Here is a 25018-nt window from a genome sequence, read left to right as displayed (position 1 = left end):
CTTAGCGTTTTGCGCGACGGTGGAGGTACTACCGCGTGAGTGACTACCTTCCGCCGTGGGCACCGCGCGACGGCCTGCGGATCACCGGAGTGCGCCCGATCGTCACCGCGCCGGACGTGACGCTCGTCGTCGTGCGCGTCGAGACCAACGAGCCCGGCCTGTACGGCCTGGGGTGCGCCACGTTCACCCAGCGCTTCGAGGCGGTGGCCGCGGCGGTCGAGCACCTCGCGCCGCTCGTCGTGGGCCGGCATCCGGGCGACATCGAAGACATCACGCGGATGGTGCACCTGTCCGGGTACTGGCGAAACGGTCCGGTGCTCAACAACGCGCTCTCCGGGCTCGACATGGCGCTGTGGGACATCCTCGGCAAGCGGCTCGGCGTGCCCGTCTACGAGCTGCTCGGCGGCCGGGTACGCGGCGCCGTGCCGCTCTACACGCACGCTTCCGGCGCCACGATCGACGAGACCATCGCGCAGGCGCGGTCGCTGGTCGACGCGGGCTACCGCCACATCCGGCTCCAGACCGGCGGTCCCGGCCTCGGCACGTACGGCGCACCCGGCACACCCGGCGGCTACCCACGCGCGCCCTACCCGGACGGCTGGGACGTGCAGCGATACCTGGCCGTCACGCCCGAGCTCTTCGCCCGCGCCCGCGCGGAGCTGGGTGCCGAGGTGTCGCTGCTGCACGACGTGCACAGCCGGCTCACGCCGAAGCAGGCGATCGCGCTGTGCCGCGCTCTGGAGCCCTACCGCCTGTTCTTCGTGGAGGATCCGGTGGCGCCCGAGCACTACGACCGGCTGCCCGAGGTGCGGGCCGCCTCGCCGGTGCCGATCGCGGCCGGCGAGCAGCTCGGCTCGGTCGCCGAGGCGGCCCGGCTGGTCACGAGCGGCGGGGTCGACCTGCTGCGCCTGCACGTCTCGGCCGTCGGCGGGCTGACCCCGGCCCGCAAGCTGACCGCGCTGTGCGAGCTGACCGGCACGCAGACCGCGTGGCACGGCCCGGCCGACGTGTCACCGATCGGGCAGGCGGCCAACCTCGCGCTCGACATGACCACGTCCGCGTTCGGCATCCAGGAGGGCCACGCGTACCCGGACGTGGTGCACGAGATTTTCCCGGGCACGCCGCGGGCCCGCGACGGGTACGTCGAGCCGCCGCACGCGCCGGGCTGGGGGATCGACATCGACGAGGAACAGGCGGCGAAGCACCCGCCGAAGCGGTACGGGCACGAGCGTTGGGCCACCCGCGTGCGGCGGCCCGACGGTGCGATCGAATCGCCGTGATCATGCGCGTGCGGCTGTCATAGTGTGGTGATGTCTCGTTCGTGGCAGGCGGCGGTGCTTTTCGCCGTGCTCGGCGCGGTCCACGTGGCCGGTGTGGCGGTGCACGGCGACCTGGTCGGCGACATCACCAAGCCCCTGCTGATGCCGGTGCTCGCGCTGTACGCGGTGGCCGCTCACCGCGAGCGCGGGGCACGCGTGTCCCGCCGGCTGCTGCTGTCGCTCGCACTCGCCTGGGCCGGTGACGTCACCCTCCAGTTCGGCGGCACTGTCGCGCTGATGGTCGGGATGGTCTTCTTCGCGCTGGCGTACGGCATCTACGCCGTCGAGTTCATCCGCACCGGCGCCTTCCGCCGCCGTCGCCGGTGGCTCCATCTCGCCGGGTACGGCGCCGCGGCCGCGGGCGCGCTGGTCTGGCTGTGGCCCGGCCTGAGCGAGCGGGGCGTGGCCCTGCCGATGGCCGGCTACGGCGCGCTGATGGCCCTGATGGCCGCGACGGCCACGTCGTGGGGCTGGCGCGCCGGCATCGGCGGCGGCCTGCTGCTCGCCTCCGACACGCTGATCGGCGTCGGCGTCGCCGAGACCGCCGACCTGCCCGGCCGCGGCGCGCTGGTGATGGCCACGTACCTGCTCGGCCAGGCACTCGTCGTCTCCGGCTGGACCGCCCGCGCGGCTCGGCCCGAGCCCACCACGCCGGTGTCCCGCCCCGCCGACCTGGTGCCCGCGTAACGTAGCCACGTGTTCGACGACCTGGTGGCCCGCGCGGTGGCGCTGGCCGAGGCCGCCCACGCCGGGGCCGGGGAGCTCGGATCCGGGGAGGACAGGGCGGGCCGGCAACGCGGGGAGCTCGGATCCGCGGAGCGCGGAGCGGGCCGGCCGCCTGGGCGGCTCGGCGAGCGCGTGATCCTGGGGATCGCCGGCTGTCCCGCCGCCGGCAAATCCACCCTCGCCGAGCTCCTGGTCGGCGGCCTGACCGCGGCCGGCGTGCCGGCGGCGCTGGTCCCGATGGACGGCTTCCACCTGGCCGACGTGGCGCTCGACCGCCTGGGCCGCCGCGGCCGCAAGGGCGCGATCGACACCTTCGACGGCGACGGCTACCTGGCGCTGCTCCGCCGCCTGCGCACCGACCGCCGGCGCACGGTGTGGGCGCCCGGATTCGCCCGCGACCTGGAGCAGCCGATCGCCGGCAGCATCGGCGTCGACCCGGAGGCGCGGATCGTCGTGACCGAGGGCAACTACCTGCTCGCCGACGTCGAGCCGTGGCCTTCGGTGCGCGCGGAGCTGACCGAGACGTGGTACGTCGAGCTGGACGAGCCGATCCGCCGGTCGCGCTTGGTCGCCCGGCACATCGAGTTCGGCAAGTCGCCCGAGGAGGCCGCCCGCTGGGTCTCCATAGTGGACGACCCCAACGCCAGGCTCATCGCCGCCTCCCGCTCCGCCGCCGACCTGGTGGTCGACATGTCCCTACTGGAGCTCCGCCCGGGGCGGGTTGGGCGCTGAGTCGCGGGCAGGCGTCGACCACTACCTCCGCTATCTTGACGCAGCATGACCAGCCCGGGTCGGGGCTTCGAGATCTAGAGACCTTTCGGGGTCGCCGCTCGTCGTGCGTTGCTTCGAGGCAGATTTGCCCGCGTCCGTGTCAGTGGCGGACCGTATGCTCCCGCGGGCACCGCTCCCGGCCGGCGGCTCGCAGCGCTCGCCGAAATCCCCGGCCGTCCACTGCCAGCTCCGCGAGACAAGCCCCGCCGGGGTCTTCGCGGGGCCTACCTGCGCCATCCTGACGCAGCGTCACCAGCTCATGGGTCGAGACTTCGAGATCTAGGAGGCTTAGGGTTGAAATAGCGCCCTAAGCCTCCTAGATCTCGGATCTCGCGCCGCTCACACCCGTCGTGGCGGTTACCCGCGGCGACGACAACCCCCGTTGCTTTCCCGGATCGCCGACCGGAACATACATTGTGGACAAACGTCGACCACCGCCTGGCGCGAGCTCCGTCACCCGCACCCTTTTTCCTGCCGGCCGGTTGCGCGCTGGGGTGAGCGCGACCAACGGCGGACGGGTGAGGCCGCGGGAGCAGCGGTCTGGACCACGACGGACGTCGCGGTAGCTCAAATCTCTTTCCAAATAACGGATTCAGTGGGCATAGCCACCCCGAATCTGAATCTCGAAGCTGGTCGCCGGAGCGGGGCCGCGGGGCTTGTCTCGCGGAGTCGGCAGTGGACGGCCGGGGTTTCGGCGAGCGCCGCGAGCCGCCGGCCGGGAGCGGTGCCCGCGGGAGCAAACGGTCCGCGGCTGACGCGGACGTGGGAAATCTGCCTCGAAGTGACGTCACGACGGACGGCGGCCGCGACGTCGAAAGGGTCTCTGGACGACCTGGTCGAAGATCCTCGGCCGGCGCGTGACCGCCGTGCGGCGCGGGTCAGCGGGGGAGTGGGGCCAGGCCGTCGTAGACGATGGCGAGCACGCGGGCGCGCACCTCGTCGTCGAGGGCGGCGTGCGCGGCGGCGCGCGAGGTGCCGACCAGCAGTGCGTACACCTCGGGGAGCTCGACGTCGTCGCGGACCGCGCCGGCTCGCTGGGCGCGGTCGAGCAGGGCGCCGACCGCGCGGCGCAGGCCCTGTGCGGCTTCGGACACCGACCCACGGTCGCCAGCGGCGTCCAGTAGGGCGTCGCCGATGGCGATCTTCGTGGCGGCGTCGGTCACCAGGTCGCCGAAGAAGTCGAAGAACGCGCGGCCCGGGTCGCCGGCGTCGAGCAGCGCGTCGGCCCGCTGGCGCAGGCGGGTGAACCGGCGCACGAGCACCGCCTCGAGCAGTGCCGCCTTGGTCGGGAAGTGGCGGAAGACGGTGGCGATGCCGACGCCGGCCAGCCGGGCGACCTCCTCCGTCGAGGCGGTCTCGCCGCCGGCGCCGAAGACGTCCTCGGCCACGTCGAGGATGCGGGTGCGGTTGACCTGGGCGTCGGCGCGCGGCGCCCGCCGTCGTGCCGGAACGTCCAATGCCCGCCTCCGTTGACTACCGAAGTCTGCACTCCGTATAGTCGGAGTATCGACTTCGGATAACTGTCGCGTCCACCTGCGAGGTTCTCATGACCAGCGATCTCAGTCCGCGTGAGGTGTTCCTCCGGCTCGTGCACGGTGTGTGTGAGGGGCGGTGGGCGGAGCTGCCCGATCTTTACGCCGAGCGCACCCACGTCACGCATCCCTTCCATCCGCTCGGTGCGCCGGCGCTGCGTGACCGCGAGGAGATCCGGGCGCACTTCGCCGCGGCTGGCTCCTCCGGGGTGTCGTTCGACCGCCGGCCGGCCAACATCACGATCCACGAGACGGCCGACCCGGAGGTGATCGTGGCCGAGTTCGAGTATCGGGGGGCGGTGGGCGTGCCGTGCGTGTTCGTCCTGCGCGTTCGTGACGGGGAGATCGTCGAGTCGCGCGACTACATCCACCATCTGGCGAGCGCCCGCGCCCGCGGCCAGCTCGCGCCCCTCCTCGCCACTCTCGCCTCCACACCGGCCTGACGACCATGGCGGCGGCCTGACCGGCCGTGGCGGCGGCCCGACGGCCGTGGCGGCGGCCCGACGGCCGTGGCGGCGGCCCGACGGCCGTGGCGGCGGCCCGACGGAGAGGCGGCCGTCCTGGTGGCCGCCGCGCCCACGGCGCCCGCGGTGGCCGGCCCGCCGCCGGCGCCCACCTGAACACCGCGACCCGCACCGTCGAGGCCGGCCCGGGACGGCACGCTGACCGCGTCCGTGGCGCTGGTGGAGAAGGGATGGGCGGGAGTGCCGTGGGCATGCAGCACCCCCGCACCTCGTTCAGGCGGCGAAGTTTTCCGTGTGCATCTCGACCAGCATCGCTCGGCCCTTGATGTTGGAGATCAGCTCCGGGCCGGCCACCCCGTCGACGCCGGGGAGCTGGCCGGCGCCGCCCTCCGGGCCGAGCGGCACCCCGATCATCGGCGGGTTGACCTGGTAACGGCCCAGCTCGCCGTCCCCGGTGATCAGCACCTTGAGGTTGGCGGCCAGGAAGTCGGCCTGGATGCCGGCCAGGCCCGCCATGTTGCGCTCGGCGTCGGAGATGTCGCCGACCGCGAAGACCCGCTCCTGGCCGTGTACCCGCAGCTGGTCGTCGACCCGCAGGTAGCCGGCCTCGTCGCGGGCCTCGGCGAGCGTGCCGCGCAGGTACCCGGTGGCAGGCACGACGCCGAAGCAGCGGAACCAGATGTCGGCAGCCAGCTCCTCGCCATCCTCGGTCGTCACCGAGACGGCGGCGGACGTCGCCGGCTCGGCCGGCGGCAGGGCGCGCAGCGGGCTGCCGAGCACCAGCTCCACACCGAGCTTGTCGAGTTGGCGGCGCAGCTCTTCGCGCAGCTCCTGGTCGAACGGCCCGGGCAGCACGTCCGCCGCGCGGTCCGCGACGGTCACCCGCTTGTCCGGGAACGTGCTCTTGATCTCGCCTGCCAGCTCCAGCCCGGCTGGACCGGCGCCGACGACGAGCACCCGCCCGGCGCCGCGCAGCGCCTCGTGGCTCGTCCGCATGCCGGCCCGCGCGGTGGCCGAGTCCGCGTCGCCCCACTTGGCCGGGGACGGGTAGTACGAGCCGGTGGCCAGGACCAGGTAGTCGGGTTCGAGTCGGGTGCCGGAGGCGAGGGTGACCCGGCGCCCGTCGACCTCGACGGCCCGGTCGCGCAGGAAGCGGCCGTGGCGCAGGAGCCGGTCGTACGGGAAGAAGATGCGGTCCAGCCACTCCGGCTCGACCAGCGCGCGCCAGGACGCGACGTTGTGCAGGAACGCGTCGGACGGGTCGACGAGCGTCACGTCAGCGACCTCGTCGAGGGCCTTGGCGACCTTGTAGCCGCCGTACCCGCCGCCGATGACAACCACGCTGGGGCTCATTGGGACTCCACTCGTCATCTCGGTGCTACACCGGTTGGCATAGCTGCTTCGAAAAAGCTAGCACCAGCGAAGTGGCTAGTATGGGCGGGTGGCAGTGAGATCCGCGCAACACGTCGACATCGCCGCCTGCGAGCGCGGCGACGCGGCGCTGGCCCGCGCCTTCACGCTGCTCGGCAAGCGCTGGACCGGCGTGGTGCTCGGCAGCCTCCGCCCCGGCCCGGCCGGCTTTCGCGAGCTGGCCCGCGCGATCGACGGGGTAAGCGACTCGGTGCTCTCCGACCGGCTCGCCGAGCTGACCGACAGCGGCCTGATCTCGCGCACGGTCGACCCGGGCCCGCCGGTGACGGTCTCCTACGCGCTCACCGCGCGCGGCGAGGCGCTCATGCCGGCCCTGCACCAGCTGGCCGAGTGGGCGGAGGAGCATCTGCCGCCGCCAGATAGCGCGTAGCCAGGTCACGCAGCACGTCGCGCAGCTCGGGCGGGTCGAGCACGGTGAAGCCGACGTCGAGCTTGGTCAGGTAGATCACGAGGTCGCGCAGCGAGTCGGTGCCGGTCTCCAGCACGCAGGCGCCGTCGCCGTCCGGGGTGAGCATGCCGCCGCCCGGCTCGATCCGCTCGTTCATCGTGGCGAGGGGCGCGTGTAGCCGGATCCGCGCCTGGTGCCGCCACGCCCGCGCGCCCACGCCGCGCAGCACGTGCGCGGCCGCGTCGCCGCCCGGCGGCTCGCGCGGGGCGAACCGCGGACCGGCCGGCGGCAGCGGCTGGATGCGGTCCGCGCGAAACGTCCGCCAGTCGTCGCGATCGAGGTCCCAGGCCAGCAGGTACCACCGGCGGCCGGTGTAGACGAGGCGGTGTGGCTCGACCTCGCGCACGGAGCCGGTACCCCCTCGGTCGGCGTAGTCGAAGCGGAGCCGCAGCTGGTCGCGGACCGCGCCCGCGACGGCGGTCAGCACCTCGGCGTCGACGGTCGGCCCGCCGCCGGCGGCCGACACCGTCGCGGCGCGCAACGCGTCGATCCGGCCGCGGAGGCGGGGTGGCAGCGTCTGCTCCAGCTTGGTGAGCGCGCTCAGCGACGTGTCCTCGATGCCGGTGACCGAGCCGGCGGCGGCGGCGCGCAGGCCGACCGCGACGGCCACCGCCTCGTCGTCGTCGAGCACCAGCGGCGGCAGCGCGCGGCCGGCGCCGAGCCGGTAACCGCCGGCCGTGCCGGTGCTCGAGTCGATCCGGTATCCGAGGATGCGCAGCCGCTCGACGTCGTTGCGGACGGTGCGGGTGGTGACGCCGAGCCGCTCCGCGAGGTCGGCGCCGGACCAGTCGCGGCGGGACTGGAGCAGTCCCATGAGGCGCAGCAGGCGTACCGAGGTTTCCAGCATCAGCCCTTGAGCCGCTCGACGGTCCGGGCCACGTTTTTCGCCCGGCCCTCCGGGGTGCGGGTCTTGAGGAGCTGAAGGATGATCCAGTACCGGTCGGAGCGGCTGAGGCGCGCGAAGGCGGCCGCCGCCACCGGGTCGCCGGCCAGCGCGGCGGCGAGGTCGGGCGGGATCTCGGCGGTGCGCTGCGACTCGTACGCCGCCTCCCACCGCCCGTCGGCCTTGGCCTTCTCCACCTCGGCGATGCCCGGTGGGCGCATCCGGCCGGCGGCGGTGAGCGCGGCGACCTTGGCGACGTTTACCTGGGACCAGGAGCTGCGCGGGCGGCGCGGGCAGTATCGCTGGAGGAACGACACCTCGTCGAGCGAGCGGCGCTGCCCGTCGATCCAGCCGTAGCAGAGGGCGACGTCGAGCGCGTCCGCGATGGCGATCAGCGGGAGCCCTTTCCCCTTCTTGCCGATGCGCAGCCAGGCCTCGGTGCTCGTCGCGTGCTGATCGGCGAGCCACGCCTCCCAGGCGGCGGCGTCAGGAAACTCGTGCATCGTGCACGTCGACGTAGTGGGGGTTGTACATGACGCCGAGCACGTTGCCGAACGGGTCGACGACCGACCCGGTGACGAAGCCGCTGTCGCCGCGCGGCGTGATCGGCTCGAACTCCCTCGCGCCGAGCGCGATCAGCCGCTCGACGGTGGCCGCGAGGTCGTCGACGTGCCAGTACATGATCGCGCCGCCGGGCTCGCCGGTGACTCCGGCCGGGGCGTAGCGCCGGTCGATGATCCCGAGCTCGGCCTGGTGGTCGCCGAGCCGGAACTCGACATATCCGGGCCGGTTGAAGTACGGGGCGACGCCGAGGAACTCGGTGTACCAGGTCGCCGCGGCGGCGAGGTCGTCGGCCCAGAAGTTGAGGGTGGCAAATCCGCGAAGGCTCATGACGCTCACGCTATCGGCCCTTGCGGAACCTCCAGTTCCTCAAGGCGGAAAAGATTAGGCTGGCGGCGTGACAGTCGATCTCGACCGGCACGTGTACGGCGCGGCCGAAGCGCCCACGACAATCATCGAGTACGGCGACTTCGAGTGCCCGTACTGCGGCGCGGCCAAGCCCGTCCTCCGCAAGCTGATCGACGGCTCGGGCGGCGCGGCGCGGCTGGTCTACCGGCACTTCCCGGTGTTCACCAAGCACCCGTTCGCGCTCACGGCGGCGCTGGCCGCGGAAGCCTCCGGCGACAAGTTCTGGCCGATGCACGACCTGCTCTTCGCCCACCAGGACCGGCTCACCGACGCCGACCTGGCGGTGTACGCGAAGACGGCCGGCGTCGAGGGCGAGGTGACCGGCGACGCGGCCCAGGCGCACCGCGAGGCGGTGGAGGCCGACTACAACGCCGGCATCGAGGCCGGCGTGCGCGGCACACCCACCCTCTTCGTCAACGGTCGGCTGTACCAGGGCCGGGTGGAGCTCAACGCCCTGCGCAGCGCGCTCGGCCTCCACCGTTAGTGCGGTGGCCACGACGTCCGCGTGATCCAGCCCTACCTCTGGTCCGCTGATCCCGCGGCTCACTCTCGGGTTATGCCTGGTGCCGACCAGGCGGCGGAAGATCGAAGCGGGGACTTCGTCGCGGTGAGTAACCGCCGCCGCCGTGCACGCGGCTCGAAGTTTCTTACCCGAGCCCGCTGACGCCGCGTCACAGACGGTGGCCGGCGAGGCCGGCCCACCCTGTGCGGGCAGGAGATCCATCATGGCCGTGATCGTCGGCCCACTCCCTTTCCACCGGTTGGCGATGCGGCGTCTTGATCGTTCGCCCGAAAACGACACGACACGCCGGGAAGAGTGCGGGTAATGGGCGAACGATCATCAGCGTTAGGTGCTGATTGTCGCGGCCGTCTGGGACGGCGCCCCGCGGCGTCGACCTGCTTCAGCCCGTGGGTCGATGGCCGTCGGGACGGCACGGGCGAGGCGCGCGAGTCGCCTGCCGGGGGTTTGGGCTTGGTGCGCGGAGCCGGCAGCGGAGGTCGGGGATCTCGCCGCCGGCCGGAGCGTGCGGCCCGTGGGAGCGTGCGGCCCGTGGGAGCGGACGGCCCCGCGGGTGACGCGGACCGGGGCAAAAGGGTCCTACGGTTGGGTGAGGGTCGGGTCTCGCCAGGGGCCGGTGGGGAGGGACGGTGGCCCGGTGTCCTCGTCGACGGTGCACAGCGGGAGCCGCTCGCCCAGGTACCGCAGCGCGAGCGAGCCCAGCGCCGCCGCGAGCAGTGACCCGGCCAGGATGCCGATCTTCGCCTGGTCGCGGAGCGTCTCGTCTTCGAAGGCCAGGTCGGTGATGAACAGCGAGATCGTGAAGCCGATGCCGGCCAGCAGCCCGCCGCCGATGAGGTGGCCGTACCGCACCCGGCCGGGCAGGTCGCCGAGGCGGGTGCGCAACGCGAGCGCGCTGCCGGCGCTGATGCCGACCGTCTTGCCGGCCAGCAGCGCCACGACGATGCCGATCGTGACCGGTGAGGTGGCCGCCTCGCGGAGCGTGTGCGTGTCGAGCCGGACGCCCGCGTTGGCCAGCCCGAAGACCGGCACCACCGCGTAGGCGCTGATCGGGTGCAACGCGTCCTGGAGGCGGTCGTTGGCCGGCACGGTCGCGCGGGTCGCCAGCACCGCGAGCCGGGCGCGGGCGGCGTCGGCGCGCTCGATCACCGCGCGGCCGTAGAAGCGCAGCCACTCGCGCTGCCGGGGGTCTACCGGCGTCGCCGGCACGAGCAGGCCGAGGAGCACGCCGGCGAGCGTGGGGTGCACGCCCGAGGCGTACACGGCGGCCCAGAGGCCGAGGCCGGCCACGACGTAGAGCCGCAGCTGCCAGACGCCCACCCACCGCAGCACGACAAGCAGCACCACGAAGAGCGCGGAAAGGCCGAGCGCGGTCATCGAGACGCCCTCGGAGTAGAAGACCGCCATGATCGTGATCGCGCCGATGTCGTCCGCGATCGCGAGCGTGAGCAGGAAGAGGCGGAGCTGGTCGGGGCAGCGCGGGCCGAAGAGGGCCAGGATGCCGACCACGAACGCGGTGTCGGTGGAGACCGGGATGCCCCAGCCGTGCACGGCCGGCCCGGACGGGTTGAACGCGACGAAGACGAGCGCGGGCAGGGCGATGCCGCCGATCGCGCCCAGCACGGGTACGAACACCGCGCGCGGGTTGCGCAGCTCGCCGACCGTGACCTCGCGGCTGATCTCCAGGCCGACCGCGAGGAAGAACAGCGACATCGCGCCGTCGTTGACCCAGTGCCGCAGGTCGAGCGCCAGTGAGGCGTCGCCGACGTGCACCGACGCCTCGGTGTGCCAGAACGACTCGTAGCCGCCGCCGGGCAGGTTGGCCCAGACCAGCGCCGCCACGGCCGCGACGAGCAGCAGCATCGCGCCGCCCGCCTCGGTGGCGAGGAAGCGTTGCAGCGGCTGGGAGACGTGCGGTACCGGGATGCTGACCCGCGGCCGGGGGCCGGGCCGTGGCGGCAGCGACGCCGTGGTCAGCGCAGCGGCCCGTCGCCGGGCCCGTCCGGGTCGTCGACCACGTGGACCGCGGCCTCCTCGGCGCTCGCGCCGCCGCCGTCGATGCCCCGGTCCCAGCCGACCGAGTCGGGCTCCTCGTCCTCGCCGAAGCCCTCGTCGTCGGCGACCAGGCGGCCGGCGCGGGCCTCCCGCTCGTAGCCGCGGCGGGTCAGCTCGTCCTCGTCGGCGTCGCTGTCGTCGGAGTACGGGTCGACGTCCGGCTCCTCCTGCGCAAGGTACTGGTCCAGCGACTCGCCGGCACGCTCCTCGGCCGCGGTCGTGCCGTACCGGTCGGCACCACTCCAGCGGTCGGCCGGCGCGATGCCGGTGTCCAGCGGGTCGTCCACGCGGTCGTCGTCGAGCGTGTCCGACGTGTCGAGGACGCCGTCGTCCTCGATCTCGTCGCCCTGCCGGATGTCGTCGCGCGAGTCGTCCTGCGTCATGGTCCACAGCTTAAACGCGCCGACCGGGCCCCTCGGCGCTCATTGATTACCGGTCACCTCGTCCGGGTAGGGTGCCGCTCATGGGGGGTCCACGATGGCAGGTCGCCGGCGAAGGGCCGGCGAGTGCGTACGAGAAGTATCTGGTACCCGCGTTCTTCACCGGGTGCGCCGAGCAGTTGTTGGAGCTGGCCGAAGTCAAGCCGGGCGAGCGGGTGCTCGACGTCGCCACCGGCACCGGGATCGTCGCCCGGCTGGCCGCCGCGCGGGTCGGCGGCGAGGGCGCGGTCACCGGCATCGACGTCAACGAGGGCATGCTCGCCGCCGCGGCCGCCGCCGGGCCCGGCGAGGTCGAGTGGCGGCAGGCGGACGCGGTCGAGCTCCCGTTCGCGGACGGCAGCTACGACCTCGTCACGTGCCAGCAGGGGCTCCAGTTCGTGACCGACCACCGCGGCGCGCTGCACGAGATGCGCCGGGTGCTCGCGCCGGAAGGCCGCGTGGCGGTCGCCGTGTGGCGGGGCATCGAGGTCAACCCGGCGTTCGTCGCCGTGGTCGACGTCCTCGACCGCTACGTCGGCACCGACGCGGGCATGATCCTGCGCGAGCCGTTCGCCGGCCCGGACCGCGCCGACCTGCACCGGCTCCTGACCGCGGCGGGCTTTCGCGCGGTGCGGGTGCGGATCGGCATCGTCGACGTGCGCTTTCCCTCGGCGCGCGAGTTTCTGCGCCGCGAGGTGGTGAGCACACCGCTGGCCGAGCCGGTGAGCGGGCTCGACGAGGCCCGGCACGAGGAGATGGCGGCGGAGCTGGAGCGCACTCTTGCGCCGTACACCGACGACGACGGCATCACCTTCCCCTTCCAGACCTGGCTGGCCGTCGCCGCCCGCGGCCTTGACTAAGCCCTCGAAGCCGGGGGTCGCCGCCCGTCGTGCCGTTCGGGCGGTGCCGTGATAACGGTCACCAGGGCCCGGTCGTCGGCTTGCGTTCTCGCCCGAGCCGCTGGGCGGGGCGCGGGTCGGCGGTGAAGCCCGCGACGGTCGCCCGTCCAAAGGCCGCGAGTGGCCTACGTGCTCTACCTCACTCAGGCCGCACCGACGCAGGCGGCGCCACCCCATAAACCCAAACCATGTCCCGGGTCCGCGTCACCCGCGGACCGCCGCTCCCGCCGGAGACCGCGGAGGCCGGCGGCTCGCGGGGCGAGCCGAAACCCCCGACCTCCGCTGCCATGCCCGCGCCGCAAGACCACACCGCGCGACCAACAGCGGACGGGTGAGGCCGCGAAGCAACGGTCCGGATCCACTGCCAATCACCGTGAGTCGACCCTGGTCTGGTCCGTTGCTCCCGCGGCTCACCCTCGCGTTTTGTCGCGGTAACCCCTTTGCCCCGGCGGATGTAGCGGTGTTTGTCCACAATGCCCGTTGCCGAACAGCCGGCGGAGATCGAAACAAGGGCTTCGTCGCGCTGAGTAACCGCCGCCACCGTGCGCGCGGCCTGAAATTCGAGATCTTGGAGAGTTAGGGCGCCATATCAGCCTTAACTCTCCTAGATCTCGTAGTTTCCTACCTGAGCCCGCTGACGCTGCGTCACAGACGGTGGCCGGTGAGTCCGGCCCACCCTGTGAAGCGGTGGACCCGCGCCGGTCCTGTCGCCCGCGCCCCCGGAATGTCCAGGCCGGCCCTTTGATCAACTTAGGGTGAGTGGCATTGGGTCCGGACCACGACGGACTTCGCGGTAGCCCGAATCCCGGGCGGGTAAGGGGTTACGAAACGGGCGAGTAGAAGCGGTACTCCGCCCGGTAGGGCACGCCCGCCGTCGCGCCGTCGACGCAGGCGCCGGCTGGGGCGACTCCGCCCTGGGTGGCCAGCCGCTGGATGTACGACGTCTTGCCGAAGACGCCGTCGCCGCGGTTGCGCGTCGACTGGAGCAGCAGCTCGGGGATCGAGCCGGGCACCGGCGAGTTGGCGACCGCGCGGGCCTCGACCAGCGAACCGTCCTCCGTGGACTGCCAGCTCGGCCCCCGGAAGTGGATCACGTCGTGGTGGCCCTTGGGACGCCAGGAGAACCCGTTGAGGCTGGCGGCCGGCTCCACGAAGGCCCACGCGCCCGCCGTGCACTGGTAGACCTGCACGCCGCGGGCGGCGAAGACGGCGGTCAGCACGTTGCCGGCCGGCGGCGCGAGCGCGGGTGGTGCGGGCTTGAGCGACGGCACGGCCGAGGCGCTCGCGCCGGAACCGGCGATCAGGGCGCCGGCGAGCAGCGCGGCGCAGGCCAGGGCACGCCCCATTGTGGACTTTCGCACGTTTGTCTCCCCCCAGAGTGTGGTCGCAGCGAGCCTATGGGGCTACCGCACATGAACACCATTAGCTGTCGCTTAAAAGAGGACCGGATGGATTAGGCCCCTGTTACCGGCGGGTTTGGGTGCCGTTCGCGACTTCGCCCACGCCATCGCCTGGTCCCAATGGCGACGCAAAGTCCAAGCCCGAGCCAGACGAGCCCACTACCAGCGCAGACTCACCCCGCAACACACAAGTGATGTTGGAGTATTAGCCGCAGTGGCGGCCCGAGAGGGCTGTCGACTGGCCGCAGGCTTCGGGCGCGGGTCGGTCGCCCGCCGCGCGTTGTTCAGCGGGTCTTGCGGCTGCGGGTGGTGTTGCATCCGGCCGCTTTGTTCGAGCTGGTGACGGGCACCGGGTCAGGGACTCGGCAAAGTCGTCACTGGTCGAACGGCATGTTCTTGGATCGCGGGCGTGTTGACTACCTGGCTCGAGTCGTAGGCAGGCGGCTGCGAGGTCAGATACAGGATTACCGCCATGGCGAGGGCCAGCAGGGCAAACGCCAGCACGACGAGCAACACGTCGAGGCCGCGGGTGCGCCTGGGGCGAGGGGGGCCGACGTCGGGGTTCTTCATTGCTACCTCCGTGCTATTACGCACGGGGGCCTGGTGTCGCTGCGTGGCAAGCTCGCTCATGCCCGGTGGGCGGTGCCGATGCTTGCGCGTCGCCCGAGCACGCTCGTCTTGAACGCCGCCCAGATCGGCGGGCACTCTGACTGTGGGATTGGCGAGGTAAGCGGATCGGAACGCTGAAGCGTATGTGGGATGTGGGAGGGGTTCAGGAGGACTTCGCGGAGTTCTACGCGGCGTACCGGGACGGGTGCGTGCGGGCGGTGCTGGCGGCGGTCGGCGACGCGGCGCTGGCGGAGGACCTTGTCGCGGAGGCGTTCGCGCGGGCGTGGGCGTCGTGGAGCAAGGTCAGCCGCCATCCCGCGCCGCAGGCGTGGGTGGTCCGGACCGCTTACAACACGCACGTGTCGTGGTGGCGTCGCCGCCGGCGTGAGGTACGGCTGGATGGCCACGACGCCGCAGCAGGCGTCGACGTGGACGCCGGCGTGGATGCCAAGGTCCTCGCCGCGCTGCGCCGGTTGCCCGCGCGGCAGCGTGACGTGGTGGTGCTGCGGATTTTCCTTGACCTGGACACCGAGGCGACCGCGCGTGTGCTGGACGTTGCGGAGGGCACTGTGAGAGCGCACCTGTCGCGTGCTGTCGCCTCGCTTCGCGAGCTGCTGGCCACCGTTGATGTTCAGGAGGACGGACGTTGACTGACAACCAGGTGCTGGACGCCTTAAAAGACTCTTTCGCCGGTGTGCGGATGAACCGTCCGTTGGAGGCGGTTTTGGCACGCGGCCGCAGCCGCCGCCGGCAACGCCGCGCCGCTGCGGGGGGCACGCTTGCGGTGGCGGCCGGGCTGGTCGCAGTGGCCGCGGCCGGCGTTCTGGGCGGCGCGGCGCCGCCAGCCGCATCCGAAGCCACCCCACCCCAGCTGGCCTCCGAGGCCACCTCATCCCAGCTGGCCGCGGCCTTGTCGGTCGTCACCGACAAGCACGGCACCATCACGGTGGAGCTTCGCCACCCCAACGACGTCGTCGACCCATCGGCACTGCGACATGCTCTGACGGCAGCACGCGCACCGGCGATCGTGCGGATCGGGGACTGTACTTGGCCCTCCCCAGGCTCCGGCTACGGCGGCGAGGGGTTCAGCATGGACGCTGAAGGCGGTCGAACCATCCGGATCACACCGTCGAAGCTGCCGAACGGAGCGGTGGTTGTGTTCGCCATCGACGGCCAGCTAGCACCGTCTGGCACCACCAACCGCGAGGGCCGCTGGGTGATCATCCGCGCGGGCGTGATGGCACCCGGCGGCACGGTCACGTGCAAGCCCTGACTCGTCACCAGCCCCAGGGTGCCGGCAAGTCGGTCAAGCGATGCCGAGCAGGTTCAGTGGTCGGTTGCTGTCGCGGGCGTGGTGGCGGCAGGCGACGGCGATGTTGGTGAAGCCGGCCAGGCGCAGCAGACCGATGGCGGAATTTTGACCCTTCGCTACCAGTCACCCCCGCGGCCTCACCCGTCCGCTGTTGGTTGCGCGGTTGGGTCTTGCACCGCGGACATGGCAGCGGAGGCCGGGGATCTCGGCTCGCCCCGCGAGCCGCCGGCCGCCGCGGTCTCCGGCGGGAGCGGCGGTCCGTGGCTGACGCGGACCCGGGACATGTCTCGGCTTATGGGGTGGCGCCGGCCGCTTCGGTGCGGCCCGAGTTGAGGTAGAGCACGTAGGCCACCAGGGCGGGTGAGCGGGACGGTGAGGTGGCGGCGCCGACCAGGGCGACCCGCTCGTAGCTCAGCAGCCGCCCGGCGCCCGGGTCGAAGACGGCCACGTCGCGGGTGGTGCCGCCGTCGCTGTCGACGCTGACCGCGACGCCGCTGCGCCCGCTGCGGTCGACGACGGTGCCCCGGTAGTCGATGCCGTCGGTGTCGGCGAGCACCTGGAGCGCGGCCGCGCGTTGCGCCGGATCGAGGTGGTGGGAGCGGTAGAGATCGGCCACCGCCCGCAGCACCCCGCGCGGACCCTCCTTGAGCGGGTGCCGGTCGGCGAGCTGGAACGCGAGAAGTGGGGCCTGTGCGGACGGCGCGTCAACCACGACGGACACCTTCCCTGGCTCGTAGGTGGTGATAGCGGTGTCCGAAGTGGACGCCGCCGGCAACGGGACGGGGGGTGGCTGCGGCAGCACGGTGATCTCCGCCCGGCCGGACCGGTCGGCGGCCCACCACAGCCGCTCGTCACGGGAGATCGAGCGGGCCCCCCGGCTCCGCCCGGCCGTCCACGTCTGCACGTGCACGTAGGTGTAGGCGCCCACGGCGGGCGTCGCCGGCGCGCGGCCGGCCGCCTTCGCGAGGGCGGCGAGGTGGGAGCGCGCCGCGGGCGGCCGCCCCGCCGTCGACAGGGCCAGCGGGCTCGGGGTGCCGGGGTTGCCGGCCGGTGCGCTCGCCGGCACCATCGGCGGCGCCTCCTCCACAGCCTCGCCGGAGGTCAGCAGGCCGCCACCGACGGCGCCCAGCACGGCGACCGCCGCCACGGTGGTGCCGACCGCCGTGGGCAGCGCCCACCGGCTGGACCGCATCGCCCAAATTCGCAGCTTGGTGGGCGGGCGGCCGGCGTGCCGGGCGTCGGCCCGCGCGCGCAGCTCGGCGGAGGTGGCCCGGGGCGGCGGCACCGGGAGATCACGGACGGGGTTGGCGGCCAGCACGACCTGGCGCACCACCTCGTCGACGTGCTCCTCCTCGATGTGTCCCATCACTTCCCCTTCCGGGCGCCGGCGGGCGCCAGAGACCCGGCCCTACCCGCCGGCAGGGCTGCGCCCGCTGGAAGATCGTTGTCCATGTCTTCGATGATCTTGCGGAGGCGGCCGCGGGCCCGCTGCACGCGCTTGCGGGCGGCCGCCGGCGCGATGCCGAGCACCGCCGCGATCTGGTCGTCACTCATCTCGTGCAGGTAGCGCTGCTGGAGCAACTCACGGTCTTCGGCGCTGATCGCCCGCCACGCGGGCGCGAAGTCGTGCCGCTGCTCCCAGGCGCGCAGGCCACCGTCGTGCGGCGGCCCGGGCTCCCCCAGCCTGGTCAGCGCCCGCAGCAGCCGCACGTGCAGCCGCTGCCGGTTGTAGACGTGGTTGCGCGTGGTCACGTACAGCCAGGGCCAAGGGTCGTCACCCAAGCTGTGGCGCTTTTCCCACGCCGTCGTGAACGTCTCCTGCGCGACCTCCTCGGCCTCGTGCCTGTACTGGTATCCCAACAACGACGCCGCCACCGCCATCACCCGCTGCCGGTAACGCCGGTAGAGCTCGTCGTGCCATGCTTCGTCCCGCACCCCTTCGGTGCCCACAATGGACTCCTTGATGGATCGCAGCCTGCGTCAAAGCCCCCCGCTGCTGATCACCCGATTGGTTAATGTCGCCAACTGCCTCCCCGTGACCCACAATCGCGGAAATTCATCGTTCCGGCTGACCCGGGCCGCGTGTGCCTTTGCCCATTTGGCGACAACAGCCTGGCATCGACGGTAATGAGACGCTTACCGTGGGTGACATGTTGCTCTCTGCATTTGCACGAGCACGGCCTGTAGCGGCCTTGCTGACCGCAGCCACCATCGCCGTGGCGCTCGCCGCCACCGCCACCCCCGCCCGCGCGGCCGACGTACAGGACCGCGTCGACGCCTACCTCAAGGCCCACCCCGGAGGCACCCAGATCGGCCCGGCCGACATCGCGTACAGCGGGGGCAAGTTCGTCGTCACCGTCGTCCGGACCGACCTCGCCGCCGCCGCGCCGGACTGCCCCTCGAACTGGTTCTGCTTCTACGACGGCACCAACTACACGTACCCGCGCGGCAAGCTCAGCGACTGCGGCGCGCAGGACCTCGGCACGTGGGGGTGGCGCAACCGCACGGCCTCGGTGCACTACCGCATGTCGACCGGCTCGGTCACGTTCATCAACGAGACCGGCTCGACCGACACCCCGCTCTTCACGGCCAGCACGACCCGGCGCACGATCGCCGACGTCGCGCCCTACCGAGACATGGCCGACTACGTCTACCGCACCTGCTGACCCGCCACCGATGAGTCCGGCCGCCCCGAGCCGTCCAACCCAGCGTCGGAAATAACCGCGATGCGAGGCGAGGGAGACGGACATGAGCGGCTACGAGTACACGGTGTCCCGCGTGGTGGACGCGCCGGTCGAGCAGGTCTGGCGCATGTGGACGGAGGCCGAGCACTACGCCGGCGTCTTCCAGACCACGCCCGGCGCGGCCGAGATCGACGTGCGCCCCGGCGGCGCCTGGAAGATCACGATGTCGGGCGGCACCCCGATGACCGGCGCGTACGTGGAGGTGATACCGAACAAACGCCTGGTGACCACGATGGACGGTGCCGGCCCGCACCCCTCCCCGATGGCGATGGACCTGGCCGACGAGGGCGGCCGCACCCGCATCACCTTCTCGCAGACCTGCACCACCCGGGAGGAGCACGCCCAGTCCAAGGAAGGCAGCGAGATCCTCCTCCAGTGGTGCGCCGACTACGCCACGAAGATGTAGCAGCTCCCGGATCGTGGTACTCAGACCCTTGACTTCGCGATTTGGCTGGCTTGGGGCCCGGCCAAGCAAGGCTTGGTCGGACCCGGTGTCCACGGCGCGTCGGTGATCGTTAGCCCGAAACCCGCGTTCGTGCCGGCGTGTCACGCGGGTTTCGGGTTAACGATCATGGCGCCGCCCACATGCTGAGCTACCTCCCCAAACAGTGGGAAGCGGGGCCGGCGGTCCGCCGGTCATCGTCGTTCGCGGCCGGGGACAAACCCACAGTCGCCACCACCGTGCGAAGCCGATCATGGTCTCGCCCGGGGGCTTGCACCGCGGGCCTGGCAGTGGACGGCCGGGGGGTTCGGCTCGGTCTGCGAGCCGCCGGCCGGGAGCGGTGCCCGCGGGAGCATACGGTCTTCAGCTGACGCGAGCGTGGGCAAATCTGTCGCCAGAAACTCGCCAGACTCCTGGTCGCGGTGGCTCAGAGCGGGTCGATCACCTGGTTGTGGGCGTGCTGGAAGATCACCGAGCTGCGGAAGCCGACGATCTCGCGGCGCTTGCTGAGGCGGTCCATGAGGAAGGCGTGCAGGCCGTCGACGCTCGGCACCGCCACGTGCACGATCAGGTCGTCGCCGCCGGAGACGACGAACACCGAGATCACCTCGGGTTGTGCCGCCACGAAGGCCTTGAAGTCCTGGATCACGGCCCGGCTCAGCGGCCGGATCTGTACGTGCAGCAGGGCCTGCACGTGGCGGTTGAGCGCGGCCAGGCTGATTTCGGCGTGGTAGCCGGTGATCACACCCCGCTCGCGGAGGGCGCGCACCCGCTCGAGGCAGGTGGACGGTGCGATGCCGAGCTTGCTGGCCAGCTCGCGGTTGGTCTGCCGGGCGTCCTGCTGGAGGTGCTTGACGATCGCACGATCAACCTCGTCCACGGCCGAATTCTATTCGACACATGCGCGCCCTGGCCGATCATGTCTCGCTGTCGAGGATCGCCATGTGCGTCTCGTCGTAGCGGGTGCCGGCCACCGCTGCCGCCGGCACGGCCGCCTCGATTCGGGCGAGCTCCGCCGGGCCGAGCTTGAGCGCCGGCGCGTCGAGCGACTCGGCCAGCCGCTCGCGGGTGCGCGCGCCGACCAGTGGCACGATGTCGTCGCCGCGGCTGAGCACCCAGGCGATCGCCACCTGCGCCACCGTGCCGCCCAGCTCGTCGGCGACCGCGCGGAGCGCCTCCACGAGCCGGAGGTTGGCGTCGAGGTTGTCGCCCTGGAAGCGCGGGGCGTGGCCGCGGAAGTCACCGGCGACAAGCTCCCGGTCCGGCCGCCAGTGGCCGGATAGGAGACCGCGCGACAGCACGCCGTACGCGGTGACGGCGATCCCCAGCTCGCGGGTGACCGGCAGGATCCGGTCCTCGACGCCGCGGGACATCAGGGAGTACTCGATCTGAAGGTCGGCGATCGGGTGCACCGCCGCCGCCCGGCGGATCGTCTCGGCGCCCACCTCGGAGAGGCCGACGTGGCGCACGTACCCCGCGTCGATCATCTCCTTGATCGCGCCGACGGTCTCCTCGATCGGGATGCCGGTGTTGAGGCGCGCGGGCCGGTATACGTCGATGTAGTCGGTGCCGAGCCGGCGCAGCGTGTACGCCAGCCGGTCCTTCACCGCCGCCGCGCCCACGTCGGCGCCGACCGGCTGGAAGCCGCCGTCCGGGGTGCGCATGCCGCCGAACTTCACGCTGATCACCACGTCCTCGCGCCGGCGGTCGCGCAGCGCCCGGCCGATCAGCAGCTCGTTGTGGCCGGAGCCGTAGAAGTCGCCGGTGTCGACCAGGTTGACGCCGGCGTCGAGCGCGGCGTGGATGGTGGCGATGCTCTCGGCCTCGTCCGCCGGGCCGTAGAAGTCGGACATGCCCATCGCGCCCAGGCCGAGCGCCGAGACGGTGGGGCCGGTCGTGCCAAGCTTTCGGTTCTCCATGCCGTCGATCCTGTGGCGGCCGGGCGCGGTGTGGCAGGGCGAGGTTTACCAGGGAGCGGCTCTCCCTGGATAGCCTTGGCGGGTGGATCGGGCCCAGCTCGCAGACTTCCTCCGCCGGCGCCGGGAGGCGCTCCTGCCCCGCGACGTGGGCTTCGCGGCCGGTGTGCGCCGGCGCACCCAGGGCCTGCGCCGCGAGGAGGTGGCGCTGCTCGCCGGCATGTCGACCGACTACTACAGCCGCCTGGAGCAGCAGCGCGGCTCGCAGCCGTCCGAGCAGATGGTGGCCGCGATCGCCCGCGCGCTGCGCCTGAGGCCGGACGAGCGTGACCACCTGTACCTGCTCGCCGGCCACCGGGTCCCGCCCAGGCACGCGCCCTCCGCCGCCGTGCACGCCGCCACGCTGCGCATCCTCGACCGGCTGCACGACACGCCGGCCGTGGTGATCACCGAGCTCGGCGAGACCCTGGCGCAAAACAGCCTCGCCGTCGCGCTGCTCGGTGACCAGACCGGGTACACCGGGCTGGCCCGCAGCTTCGTCTGGCGGTGGTTCGCCGATCCGGCCGCGCGGCTCGTCTATCCCGAGGCCGATCACGGGTATCACAGCCGTGTGCTGGTGGCCAACCTGCGCGCGGCGACGGCCCGGCGCGGGCACGACCCGTTCGTGGGGGAGATCGTGACGAGCCTCACCGCGGCGAGCCCGGAGTTCGTGGCGCTGTGGGAGCGGCACGAGGTGGCGGTGCGGCGCATGGACACCAAACGCATCGTCCACCCCGAGCTCGGCGTGATCGAGCTCGACTGCCAGGGTTTCGTGGCGGAGAGCGACGCGCACAAGCTCCTCGTGTACACGGCGGTGCCCGGCAGCCGTGCGGCGGAGCAGCTGGAAATGCTGGGGAATAGCGGTCATCGGCATCTAGTTCAAAGTTGAACGAAAGCAGGACTAGAGGCAGGATGGGTGACATGCAGTTCGGGATCTTCTCCGTCGGCGACGTCACGCCCGACCCGACAAACGGCACCGTTCCGACGGAGCACGAGCGGATCAAGGCGATGGTGACGATCGCGCTCAAGGCCGAGGAGGTGGGCCTGGACGTCTTCGCGACCGGCGAGCACCACAACCCGCCCTTCGTGCCCTCTTCGCCGACCACCTTCCTCGGGTACATCGCCGCGCGCACCGAGCGGCTGATCCTCTCCACCGCCACCACGCTCATCACCACGAACGACCCGGTGAAGATCGCCGAGGACTACGCGTACCTCCAGCACCTCGCCGACGGCCGCGTCGACCTCATGATGGGCCGCGGCAACACCGGCCCGGTGTACCCGTGGTTCGGCAAGGACATCCGTGACGGCATCGCGCTCGCGGTGGAAAACTACGCACTCCTGCACCGCCTGTGGCGCGAAGACGTCGTCGACTGGGAGGGCAAGTACCGCACGCCGCTCCAGTCGTTCACCGCGACGCCCCGGCCGCTCGACGGCGTGCCCCCGTTCGTGTGGCACGGCTCGATCCGCAGCCCGCAGATCGCCGAGCAGGCCGCCTACTACGGCGACGGCTTCTTCCACAACAACATCTTCTGGCCGGTCGAGCACACCAAGCGCATGATCGAGCTGTACCGGCGGCGCTTCGAGCACTACGGCCACGGCTCCGCCGACCAGGCGATCGTCGGCCTCGGCGGCCAGGTCTTCATGCGGCGCAACTCGCAGGACGCGGTCCGCGAGTTCCGGCCCTACTTCGACAACGCCCCGGTGTACGGGCACGGGCCGTCGCTGGAGGAGTTCACCGAGCAGACGCCGCTGACCGTGGGCAGCCCGCAGCAGGTGATCGACCGGACGCTGACGTTCCGCGAGCACTTCGGCGACTACCAGCGGCAGCTGTTCCTCATGGACCACGCGGGCCTGCCGCTCAAGACCGTGCTGGAGCAGATGGACATGCTGGGCGAGGAGGTCGTGCCGGTGCTGCGGCGGGAGATGGCCGCGGGCCGCCCCGCGCACGTGCCGGACGCGCCGACGCACGGTTCGCTCCGCGCCGCCGCGGCGGCCGTCGCCGCTGCTTCTGCTGGGATCGACGCGTGAGCCGGCGTTCCCTCGTGGTGGTCTCCGCGGGCCTGAGCCAGCCGTCCTCGACGCGGCTGCTCGCCGACCAGCTGGCGGCGGCCACCCGCCGCCGGCTGGACGCGGACGCGGAGACGGTCGAGCTGCGCGACCGCGCGCACGACCTGACCAACCACACGCTGACCGGCTTTCCCTCGCCCGAGCTGGAACGGGTGCTCGACGCGGTCGCCCGCGCCGACGGCCTCGTCGCGGTCACGCCGATCTTCAACGCGTCGTACAGCGGCCTGTTCAAGTCCTTTGTGGACGTACTGCCGGAGGGCGCGCTGGTCGACAAGCCCGTGCTGATCGGCGCGACCGGCGGCACGGCGCGGCACTCGCTGGCGCTGGAGTTCGCGATGCGCCCGCTCTTCGCCCACCTGCGGGCGGTGGTGGTGCCGACGTCGGTGTTCGCCGCGCCCGAAGACTGGGGCGGCGCCACCGCGCAGGGCCCGCTCGCGGCCCGCATCGAGCGGGCGGCGGCGGAGCTCGCCGTCGAGATCGAGCGCCGCGAGCCGCCGGTGGTGGCGGACCCGTTCGACGAGCCGACGCCGTTTTCCGAGCTGCTCGGCGGTCAGCCCAGCTGAGTGGCCTCCCGCTCCAGGGCGGCGACGAGCTCCGCGGCCGGGAGGGCGCGACTCCAGGTGGCGCCCTGGCCGGCCAACATCGGCGGCTCCGGACTCAAGTAGCGCGGCAGCGGGTAGTCCGGCGGCTGGAGGCCCGCGGCCTCGAGGCGGTCGACCAGCGGCGTACGAACCGCCCGCGCGTGCCGCCCGGTGAGCACCTTGGTCACCGTGGTCTCGGCACCGGCCAGGGCTCCTTTGTGGGCCTCGCTCGCGCCGGACTCGGGGCAGCGGATGAAGCACGTGCCGAGCTGCACCGCCTGCGCGCCCAGGGCCAGCGCCGCCGCGACGCCCCGGCCGTCCATGATGCCGCCCGAGGCGATGACCGGCACCGACACCGCGTCGACCACCTGCGGCACCAGGGTCAGCGTGCCGACCAGCGACCGCTCCACCGGCGCCAGGAACGTGCCGCGGTGGCCGCCCGCCTCGTACCCCTGCGCCACCACGGCGTCCACACCGGCCCGCTCCAACGCGAGGGCCTCCTCGACGGTGGTCGCCGTGCCGACCGTGAACGCGTCGACGCCGTCCAACGGCGGGATGCCGAACGTGAAGCTGAACACCGGCACCCGCTCACCCACGACGGCGGCGAGCTGGTCGGCGAAGTCGGGCGCCGCCGGGAAGCTCTCGGGCGGCGCGACACCGGTGAGGGCGGACCACTCGGCCACCCGTGCGGTGGTGGGGCGGGGGAGCGGCGCGAAGAGGTTGACCGCGAGTGGGCCGTCACTGGCCGCGCGGAACTCGGCGATCGCGGCGCGGATCGCGTCGGGGGTGAGCATGGCGCCGGCGATCGAGCCCAGGCCGCCCGCGTTGGCGACGGCGGCGGCCAGGCGGGGCGTGGAGATGCCGCCGGCCATGGGTGCCTGGATGATCGGCACCCGCAGACCGAGCCGCCGCGCCAGCGCGGTATCCCGCCACGTCATCGTGGTCCCCTTCTTCTCAAGAGCCGAGGTTCATTTTCCCACGAGCGTTCCGGTTGTTGGTTTGGGGGCAATGTGAAGCCCGCCGAGGTCAGTCGGCGGGCTATTTGGTGGTTGCGATGTTTGTCGTATAGATGGATTGTTTAAGAGCCGTACGTCGGACGGTCGAAAACGCCGCACTTTGTCGCGTCGAGAAAGCTCGCAAAGCTCTGTTTGCTAACGGTCAAGACGGAGCCGCCCGGCTCCGCCTTGGAATCCCTGATACCGACCCGATCTTCTAAGATGCATATCTCAACGCAGTTGCCGTTGCCAGCGGCACTGCGACTGCTCTTCTTCCAGGCGTAGCTTGCCCATCGGACGACGAGCCCGTCGTGGGTCGTATCGCCACCCTCGGCGCGGTAGGTGATCACCGGGCACTAACTAACACAAAATGGGCGTGAGGCCAAGTTTCCCCGGCGTGTCGTCTTGCTTGCTGGGATCGGCAAGCGTGTGGAGGTGGTCGTAGGTTGGAAAAGTCTGACAAATACCGTATCTTGA

The 25018-nt window shown here is 72.0% G+C and carries 29 protein-coding genes; 14 read left to right on the top strand and 15 right to left on the bottom strand.

All coding sequences use genetic code 11. The features are described 5' to 3' along the window. Positions 1-35 precede the first annotated feature (35 nt). Genes AC5L36_RS29725 through AC5L36_RS29715 form a run of 3 tightly spaced genes read left to right on the top strand, consistent with a single transcriptional unit; the run spans position 36 to position 2777 of the window. Positions 36-1280, top strand: a complete 1245-nt coding sequence (locus tag AC5L36_RS29725) for an enolase C-terminal domain-like protein (RefSeq protein ID WP_441215001.1) — start codon at positions 36-38, stop codon at positions 1278-1280. Between the two features lie 30 nt (positions 1281-1310). Next, on the top strand, positions 1311-2006 hold the full coding sequence (locus AC5L36_RS29720; protein WP_441215002.1) for a lysoplasmalogenase family protein: 696 nt from the start codon (positions 1311-1313) through the stop codon (positions 2004-2006). Positions 2007-2015: 9 nt separating this feature from the next. Beyond that, on the top strand, positions 2016-2777 hold the full coding sequence (locus tag AC5L36_RS29715) for a nucleoside/nucleotide kinase family protein (protein ID WP_441215003.1): 762 nt from the start codon (positions 2016-2018) through the stop codon (positions 2775-2777). Positions 2778-3694: 917 nt separating this feature from the next. Here AC5L36_RS29715 and AC5L36_RS29710 read toward each other — a convergent pair. After that, on the bottom strand, positions 3695-4273 hold the full coding sequence (locus AC5L36_RS29710) for a TetR/AcrR family transcriptional regulator (RefSeq protein ID WP_441215004.1): 579 nt from the start codon (positions 4271-4273) through the stop codon (positions 3695-3697). A gap of 89 nt (positions 4274-4362) precedes the next feature. Between AC5L36_RS29710 and AC5L36_RS29705 the strand changes: the two genes are divergently transcribed. After that, positions 4363-4791, top strand: coding sequence for a nuclear transport factor 2 family protein (locus AC5L36_RS29705; RefSeq protein WP_441215005.1), 429 nt, complete (start codon positions 4363-4365; stop codon positions 4789-4791). A 294-nt stretch (positions 4792-5085) separates the two neighbouring features. On the opposite strand, the gene AC5L36_RS29700 is transcribed toward AC5L36_RS29705, so the two are convergent. After that, complete coding sequence (locus AC5L36_RS29700; protein WP_441215007.1) at positions 5086-6165, bottom strand: NAD(P)/FAD-dependent oxidoreductase; 1080 nt, start codon at positions 6163-6165, stop codon at positions 5086-5088. Positions 6166-6253: 88 nt separating this feature from the next. Here AC5L36_RS29700 and AC5L36_RS29695 point away from each other — a divergent pair, with 88 nt between their 5' ends. Further along, entirely contained in the window at positions 6254-6613 is a 360-nt protein-coding gene (locus AC5L36_RS29695) for a winged helix-turn-helix transcriptional regulator (protein WP_441215008.1), read from the top strand. On the opposite strand, the gene AC5L36_RS29690 is transcribed toward AC5L36_RS29695, so the two are convergent. The 3 genes from AC5L36_RS29690 to AC5L36_RS29680 are packed head-to-tail and all read right to left on the bottom strand — an operon-like array spanning position 6546 to position 8465. Beyond that, entirely contained in the window at positions 6546-7538 is a 993-nt protein-coding gene (locus AC5L36_RS29690) for a helix-turn-helix transcriptional regulator (RefSeq protein WP_441215010.1), read from the bottom strand. The two genes, AC5L36_RS29695 and AC5L36_RS29690, sit on opposite strands and share 68 nt — an antisense overlap. Next, complete coding sequence (locus AC5L36_RS29685; RefSeq protein ID WP_441215011.1) at positions 7538-8077, bottom strand: YdeI/OmpD-associated family protein; 540 nt, start codon at positions 8075-8077, stop codon at positions 7538-7540. The genes AC5L36_RS29690 and AC5L36_RS29685 overlap by 1 nt, the downstream gene beginning before the upstream one ends. Continuing rightward, positions 8061-8465, bottom strand: a complete 405-nt coding sequence (locus AC5L36_RS29680) for a VOC family protein (RefSeq protein WP_441215012.1) — start codon at positions 8463-8465, stop codon at positions 8061-8063. Before AC5L36_RS29680 ends, AC5L36_RS29685 begins: the two co-directional genes overlap by 17 nt. A gap of 67 nt (positions 8466-8532) precedes the next feature. On the opposite strand from AC5L36_RS29680, the gene AC5L36_RS29675 reads away from it, so the two are divergent. Continuing rightward, positions 8533-9027 (top strand): DsbA family protein, encoded by a 495-nt coding sequence (locus AC5L36_RS29675; RefSeq protein ID WP_441215014.1) that lies wholly within the window; start codon positions 8533-8535, stop codon positions 9025-9027. A gap of 615 nt (positions 9028-9642) precedes the next feature. On the opposite strand, the gene nhaA is transcribed toward AC5L36_RS29675, so the two are convergent. Continuing rightward, complete coding sequence (gene nhaA / locus AC5L36_RS29670; RefSeq protein WP_494909298.1) at positions 9643-10962, bottom strand: Na+/H+ antiporter NhaA; 1320 nt, start codon at positions 10960-10962, stop codon at positions 9643-9645. A gap of 74 nt (positions 10963-11036) precedes the next feature. After that, complete coding sequence (locus tag AC5L36_RS29665) at positions 11037-11501, bottom strand: DUF5709 domain-containing protein (RefSeq protein WP_441215405.1); 465 nt, start codon at positions 11499-11501, stop codon at positions 11037-11039. Positions 11502-11581: 80 nt separating this feature from the next. Here AC5L36_RS29665 and AC5L36_RS29660 point away from each other — a divergent pair, with 80 nt between their 5' ends. After that, positions 11582-12397 (top strand): methyltransferase domain-containing protein, encoded by an 816-nt coding sequence (locus tag AC5L36_RS29660; protein WP_441215015.1) that lies wholly within the window; start codon positions 11582-11584, stop codon positions 12395-12397. A gap of 860 nt (positions 12398-13257) precedes the next feature. On the opposite strand, the gene AC5L36_RS29655 is transcribed toward AC5L36_RS29660, so the two are convergent. After that, on the bottom strand, positions 13258-13797 hold the full coding sequence (locus tag AC5L36_RS29655) for a DUF3455 domain-containing protein (RefSeq protein ID WP_441215016.1): 540 nt from the start codon (positions 13795-13797) through the stop codon (positions 13258-13260). 393 nt (positions 13798-14190) lie between these two features. After that, complete coding sequence (locus AC5L36_RS29650) at positions 14191-14406, bottom strand: hypothetical protein (RefSeq protein WP_441215017.1); 216 nt, start codon at positions 14404-14406, stop codon at positions 14191-14193. Positions 14407-14588: 182 nt separating this feature from the next. On the opposite strand from AC5L36_RS29650, the gene AC5L36_RS29645 reads away from it, so the two are divergent. Further along, complete coding sequence (locus AC5L36_RS29645; RefSeq protein WP_441215018.1) at positions 14589-15095, top strand: sigma-70 family RNA polymerase sigma factor; 507 nt, start codon at positions 14589-14591, stop codon at positions 15093-15095. Then, complete coding sequence (locus tag AC5L36_RS29640; RefSeq protein WP_441215020.1) at positions 15092-15718, top strand: hypothetical protein; 627 nt, start codon at positions 15092-15094, stop codon at positions 15716-15718. The genes AC5L36_RS29645 and AC5L36_RS29640 overlap by 4 nt, the downstream gene beginning before the upstream one ends. A gap of 331 nt (positions 15719-16049) precedes the next feature. Here AC5L36_RS29640 and AC5L36_RS29635 read toward each other — a convergent pair whose 3' ends face one another. Both AC5L36_RS29635 and AC5L36_RS29630 read right to left on the bottom strand, forming a co-directional pair. After that, positions 16050-17123, bottom strand: coding sequence for a hypothetical protein (locus tag AC5L36_RS29635; protein WP_441215021.1), 1074 nt, complete (start codon positions 17121-17123; stop codon positions 16050-16052). Beyond that, positions 17123-17707 carry an RNA polymerase sigma factor gene (locus AC5L36_RS29630; RefSeq protein WP_441215022.1) on the bottom strand — a complete coding sequence of 195 codons (585 nt, stop codon included), beginning with the start codon at positions 17705-17707 and terminating at the stop codon, positions 17123-17125. The genes AC5L36_RS29635 and AC5L36_RS29630 overlap by 1 nt, the downstream gene beginning before the upstream one ends. Positions 17708-17949: 242 nt before the next feature. On the opposite strand from AC5L36_RS29630, the gene AC5L36_RS29625 reads away from it, so the two are divergent. Continuing rightward, positions 17950-18423 (top strand): peptidase inhibitor family I36 protein, encoded by a 474-nt coding sequence (locus AC5L36_RS29625; protein ID WP_441215023.1) that lies wholly within the window; start codon positions 17950-17952, stop codon positions 18421-18423. Between the two features lie 82 nt (positions 18424-18505). Beyond that, a complete protein-coding gene (locus tag AC5L36_RS29620) occupies positions 18506-18907 on the top strand; it encodes an SRPBCC family protein (protein ID WP_441215025.1) in 402 nt (133 codons plus the stop codon). A 463-nt stretch (positions 18908-19370) separates the two neighbouring features. Here the strand turns inward: AC5L36_RS29620 and AC5L36_RS29615 are convergent, their stop codons facing one another. Both AC5L36_RS29615 and AC5L36_RS29610 read right to left on the bottom strand, forming a co-directional pair. After that, a complete protein-coding gene (locus tag AC5L36_RS29615) occupies positions 19371-19823 on the bottom strand; it encodes an Lrp/AsnC family transcriptional regulator (RefSeq protein WP_441215026.1) in 453 nt (150 codons plus the stop codon). A gap of 37 nt (positions 19824-19860) precedes the next feature. Then, positions 19861-20862 (bottom strand): aldo/keto reductase, encoded by a 1002-nt coding sequence (locus AC5L36_RS29610; protein WP_441215027.1) that lies wholly within the window; start codon positions 20860-20862, stop codon positions 19861-19863. A gap of 82 nt (positions 20863-20944) precedes the next feature. Here AC5L36_RS29610 and AC5L36_RS29605 point away from each other — a divergent pair, with 82 nt between their 5' ends. From AC5L36_RS29605 to AC5L36_RS29595, 3 genes are read left to right on the top strand one after another with little or no spacing between them, the layout of a single operon-like run. Continuing rightward, positions 20945-21787 carry a helix-turn-helix transcriptional regulator gene (locus tag AC5L36_RS29605; RefSeq protein WP_441215028.1) on the top strand — a complete coding sequence of 281 codons (843 nt, stop codon included), beginning with the start codon at positions 20945-20947 and terminating at the stop codon, positions 21785-21787. Positions 21788-21819: 32 nt separating this feature from the next. Continuing rightward, complete coding sequence (locus AC5L36_RS29600; protein ID WP_441215029.1) at positions 21820-22926, top strand: LLM class flavin-dependent oxidoreductase; 1107 nt, start codon at positions 21820-21822, stop codon at positions 22924-22926. Beyond that, the gene (locus tag AC5L36_RS29595; RefSeq protein ID WP_441215030.1) at positions 22923-23528 is read left to right on the top strand and encodes an FMN reductase; all 606 of its coding nucleotides are present in this window, start codon (positions 22923-22925) and stop codon (positions 23526-23528) included. The genes AC5L36_RS29600 and AC5L36_RS29595 overlap by 4 nt, the downstream gene beginning before the upstream one ends. Here AC5L36_RS29595 and AC5L36_RS29590 read toward each other — a convergent pair. After that, positions 23516-24484, bottom strand: a complete 969-nt coding sequence (locus AC5L36_RS29590; protein ID WP_441215031.1) for an NAD(P)H-dependent flavin oxidoreductase — start codon at positions 24482-24484, stop codon at positions 23516-23518. The genes AC5L36_RS29595 and AC5L36_RS29590 overlap by 13 nt on opposite strands. Positions 24485-24624: 140 nt before the next feature. Next, positions 24625-24891, bottom strand: a complete 267-nt coding sequence (locus AC5L36_RS29585) for a DUF397 domain-containing protein (protein WP_441215032.1) — start codon at positions 24889-24891, stop codon at positions 24625-24627. Positions 24892-25018: the final 127 nt, after the last annotated feature.

The sequence above is a fragment of the Phytohabitans sp. LZ39 genome, from assembly GCF_059359075.1.
Note: the sequence above shows the minus strand (reverse complement) of the source record. Positions and strands in the feature narration are given on the sequence as shown.

Coding starts and splice junctions, on each gene's coding strand:
- AC5L36_RS29685 (WP_441215011.1), bottom strand. CDS start 8,077: ATGCACGAGTTTCCTGACGCCGCCGCCTGGGAGGCGTGGCTCGCCGAT.
- AC5L36_RS29650 (WP_441215017.1), bottom strand. CDS start 14,406: ATGAAGAACCCCGACGTCGGCCCCCCTCGCCCCAGGCGCACCCGCGGC.
- AC5L36_RS29700 (WP_441215007.1), bottom strand. CDS start 6,165: ATGAGCCCCAGCGTGGTTGTCATCGGCGGCGGGTACGGCGGCTACAAG.
- AC5L36_RS29590 (WP_441215031.1), bottom strand. CDS start 24,484: ATGACGTGGCGGGATACCGCGCTGGCGCGGCGGCTCGGTCTGCGGGTG.
- AC5L36_RS29635 (WP_441215021.1), bottom strand. CDS start 17,123: ATGGGACACATCGAGGAGGAGCACGTCGACGAGGTGGTGCGCCAGGTC.
- AC5L36_RS29600 (WP_441215029.1), top strand. CDS start 21,820: ATGCAGTTCGGGATCTTCTCCGTCGGCGACGTCACGCCCGACCCGACA.
- AC5L36_RS29660 (WP_441215015.1), top strand. CDS start 11,582: ATGGGGGGTCCACGATGGCAGGTCGCCGGCGAAGGGCCGGCGAGTGCG.
- AC5L36_RS29720 (WP_441215002.1), top strand. CDS start 1,311: ATGTCTCGTTCGTGGCAGGCGGCGGTGCTTTTCGCCGTGCTCGGCGCG.
- AC5L36_RS29690 (WP_441215010.1), bottom strand. CDS start 7,538: ATGCTGGAAACCTCGGTACGCCTGCTGCGCCTCATGGGACTGCTCCAG.
- AC5L36_RS29665 (WP_441215405.1), bottom strand. CDS start 11,501: ATGACGCAGGACGACTCGCGCGACGACATCCGGCAGGGCGACGAGATC.
- AC5L36_RS29705 (WP_441215005.1), top strand. CDS start 4,363: ATGACCAGCGATCTCAGTCCGCGTGAGGTGTTCCTCCGGCTCGTGCAC.
- AC5L36_RS29645 (WP_441215018.1), top strand. CDS start 14,589: ATGTGGGATGTGGGAGGGGTTCAGGAGGACTTCGCGGAGTTCTACGCG.
- AC5L36_RS29610 (WP_441215027.1), bottom strand. CDS start 20,862: ATGGAGAACCGAAAGCTTGGCACGACCGGCCCCACCGTCTCGGCGCTC.
- AC5L36_RS29620 (WP_441215025.1), top strand. CDS start 18,506: ATGAGCGGCTACGAGTACACGGTGTCCCGCGTGGTGGACGCGCCGGTC.
- AC5L36_RS29680 (WP_441215012.1), bottom strand. CDS start 8,465: ATGAGCCTTCGCGGATTTGCCACCCTCAACTTCTGGGCCGACGACCTC.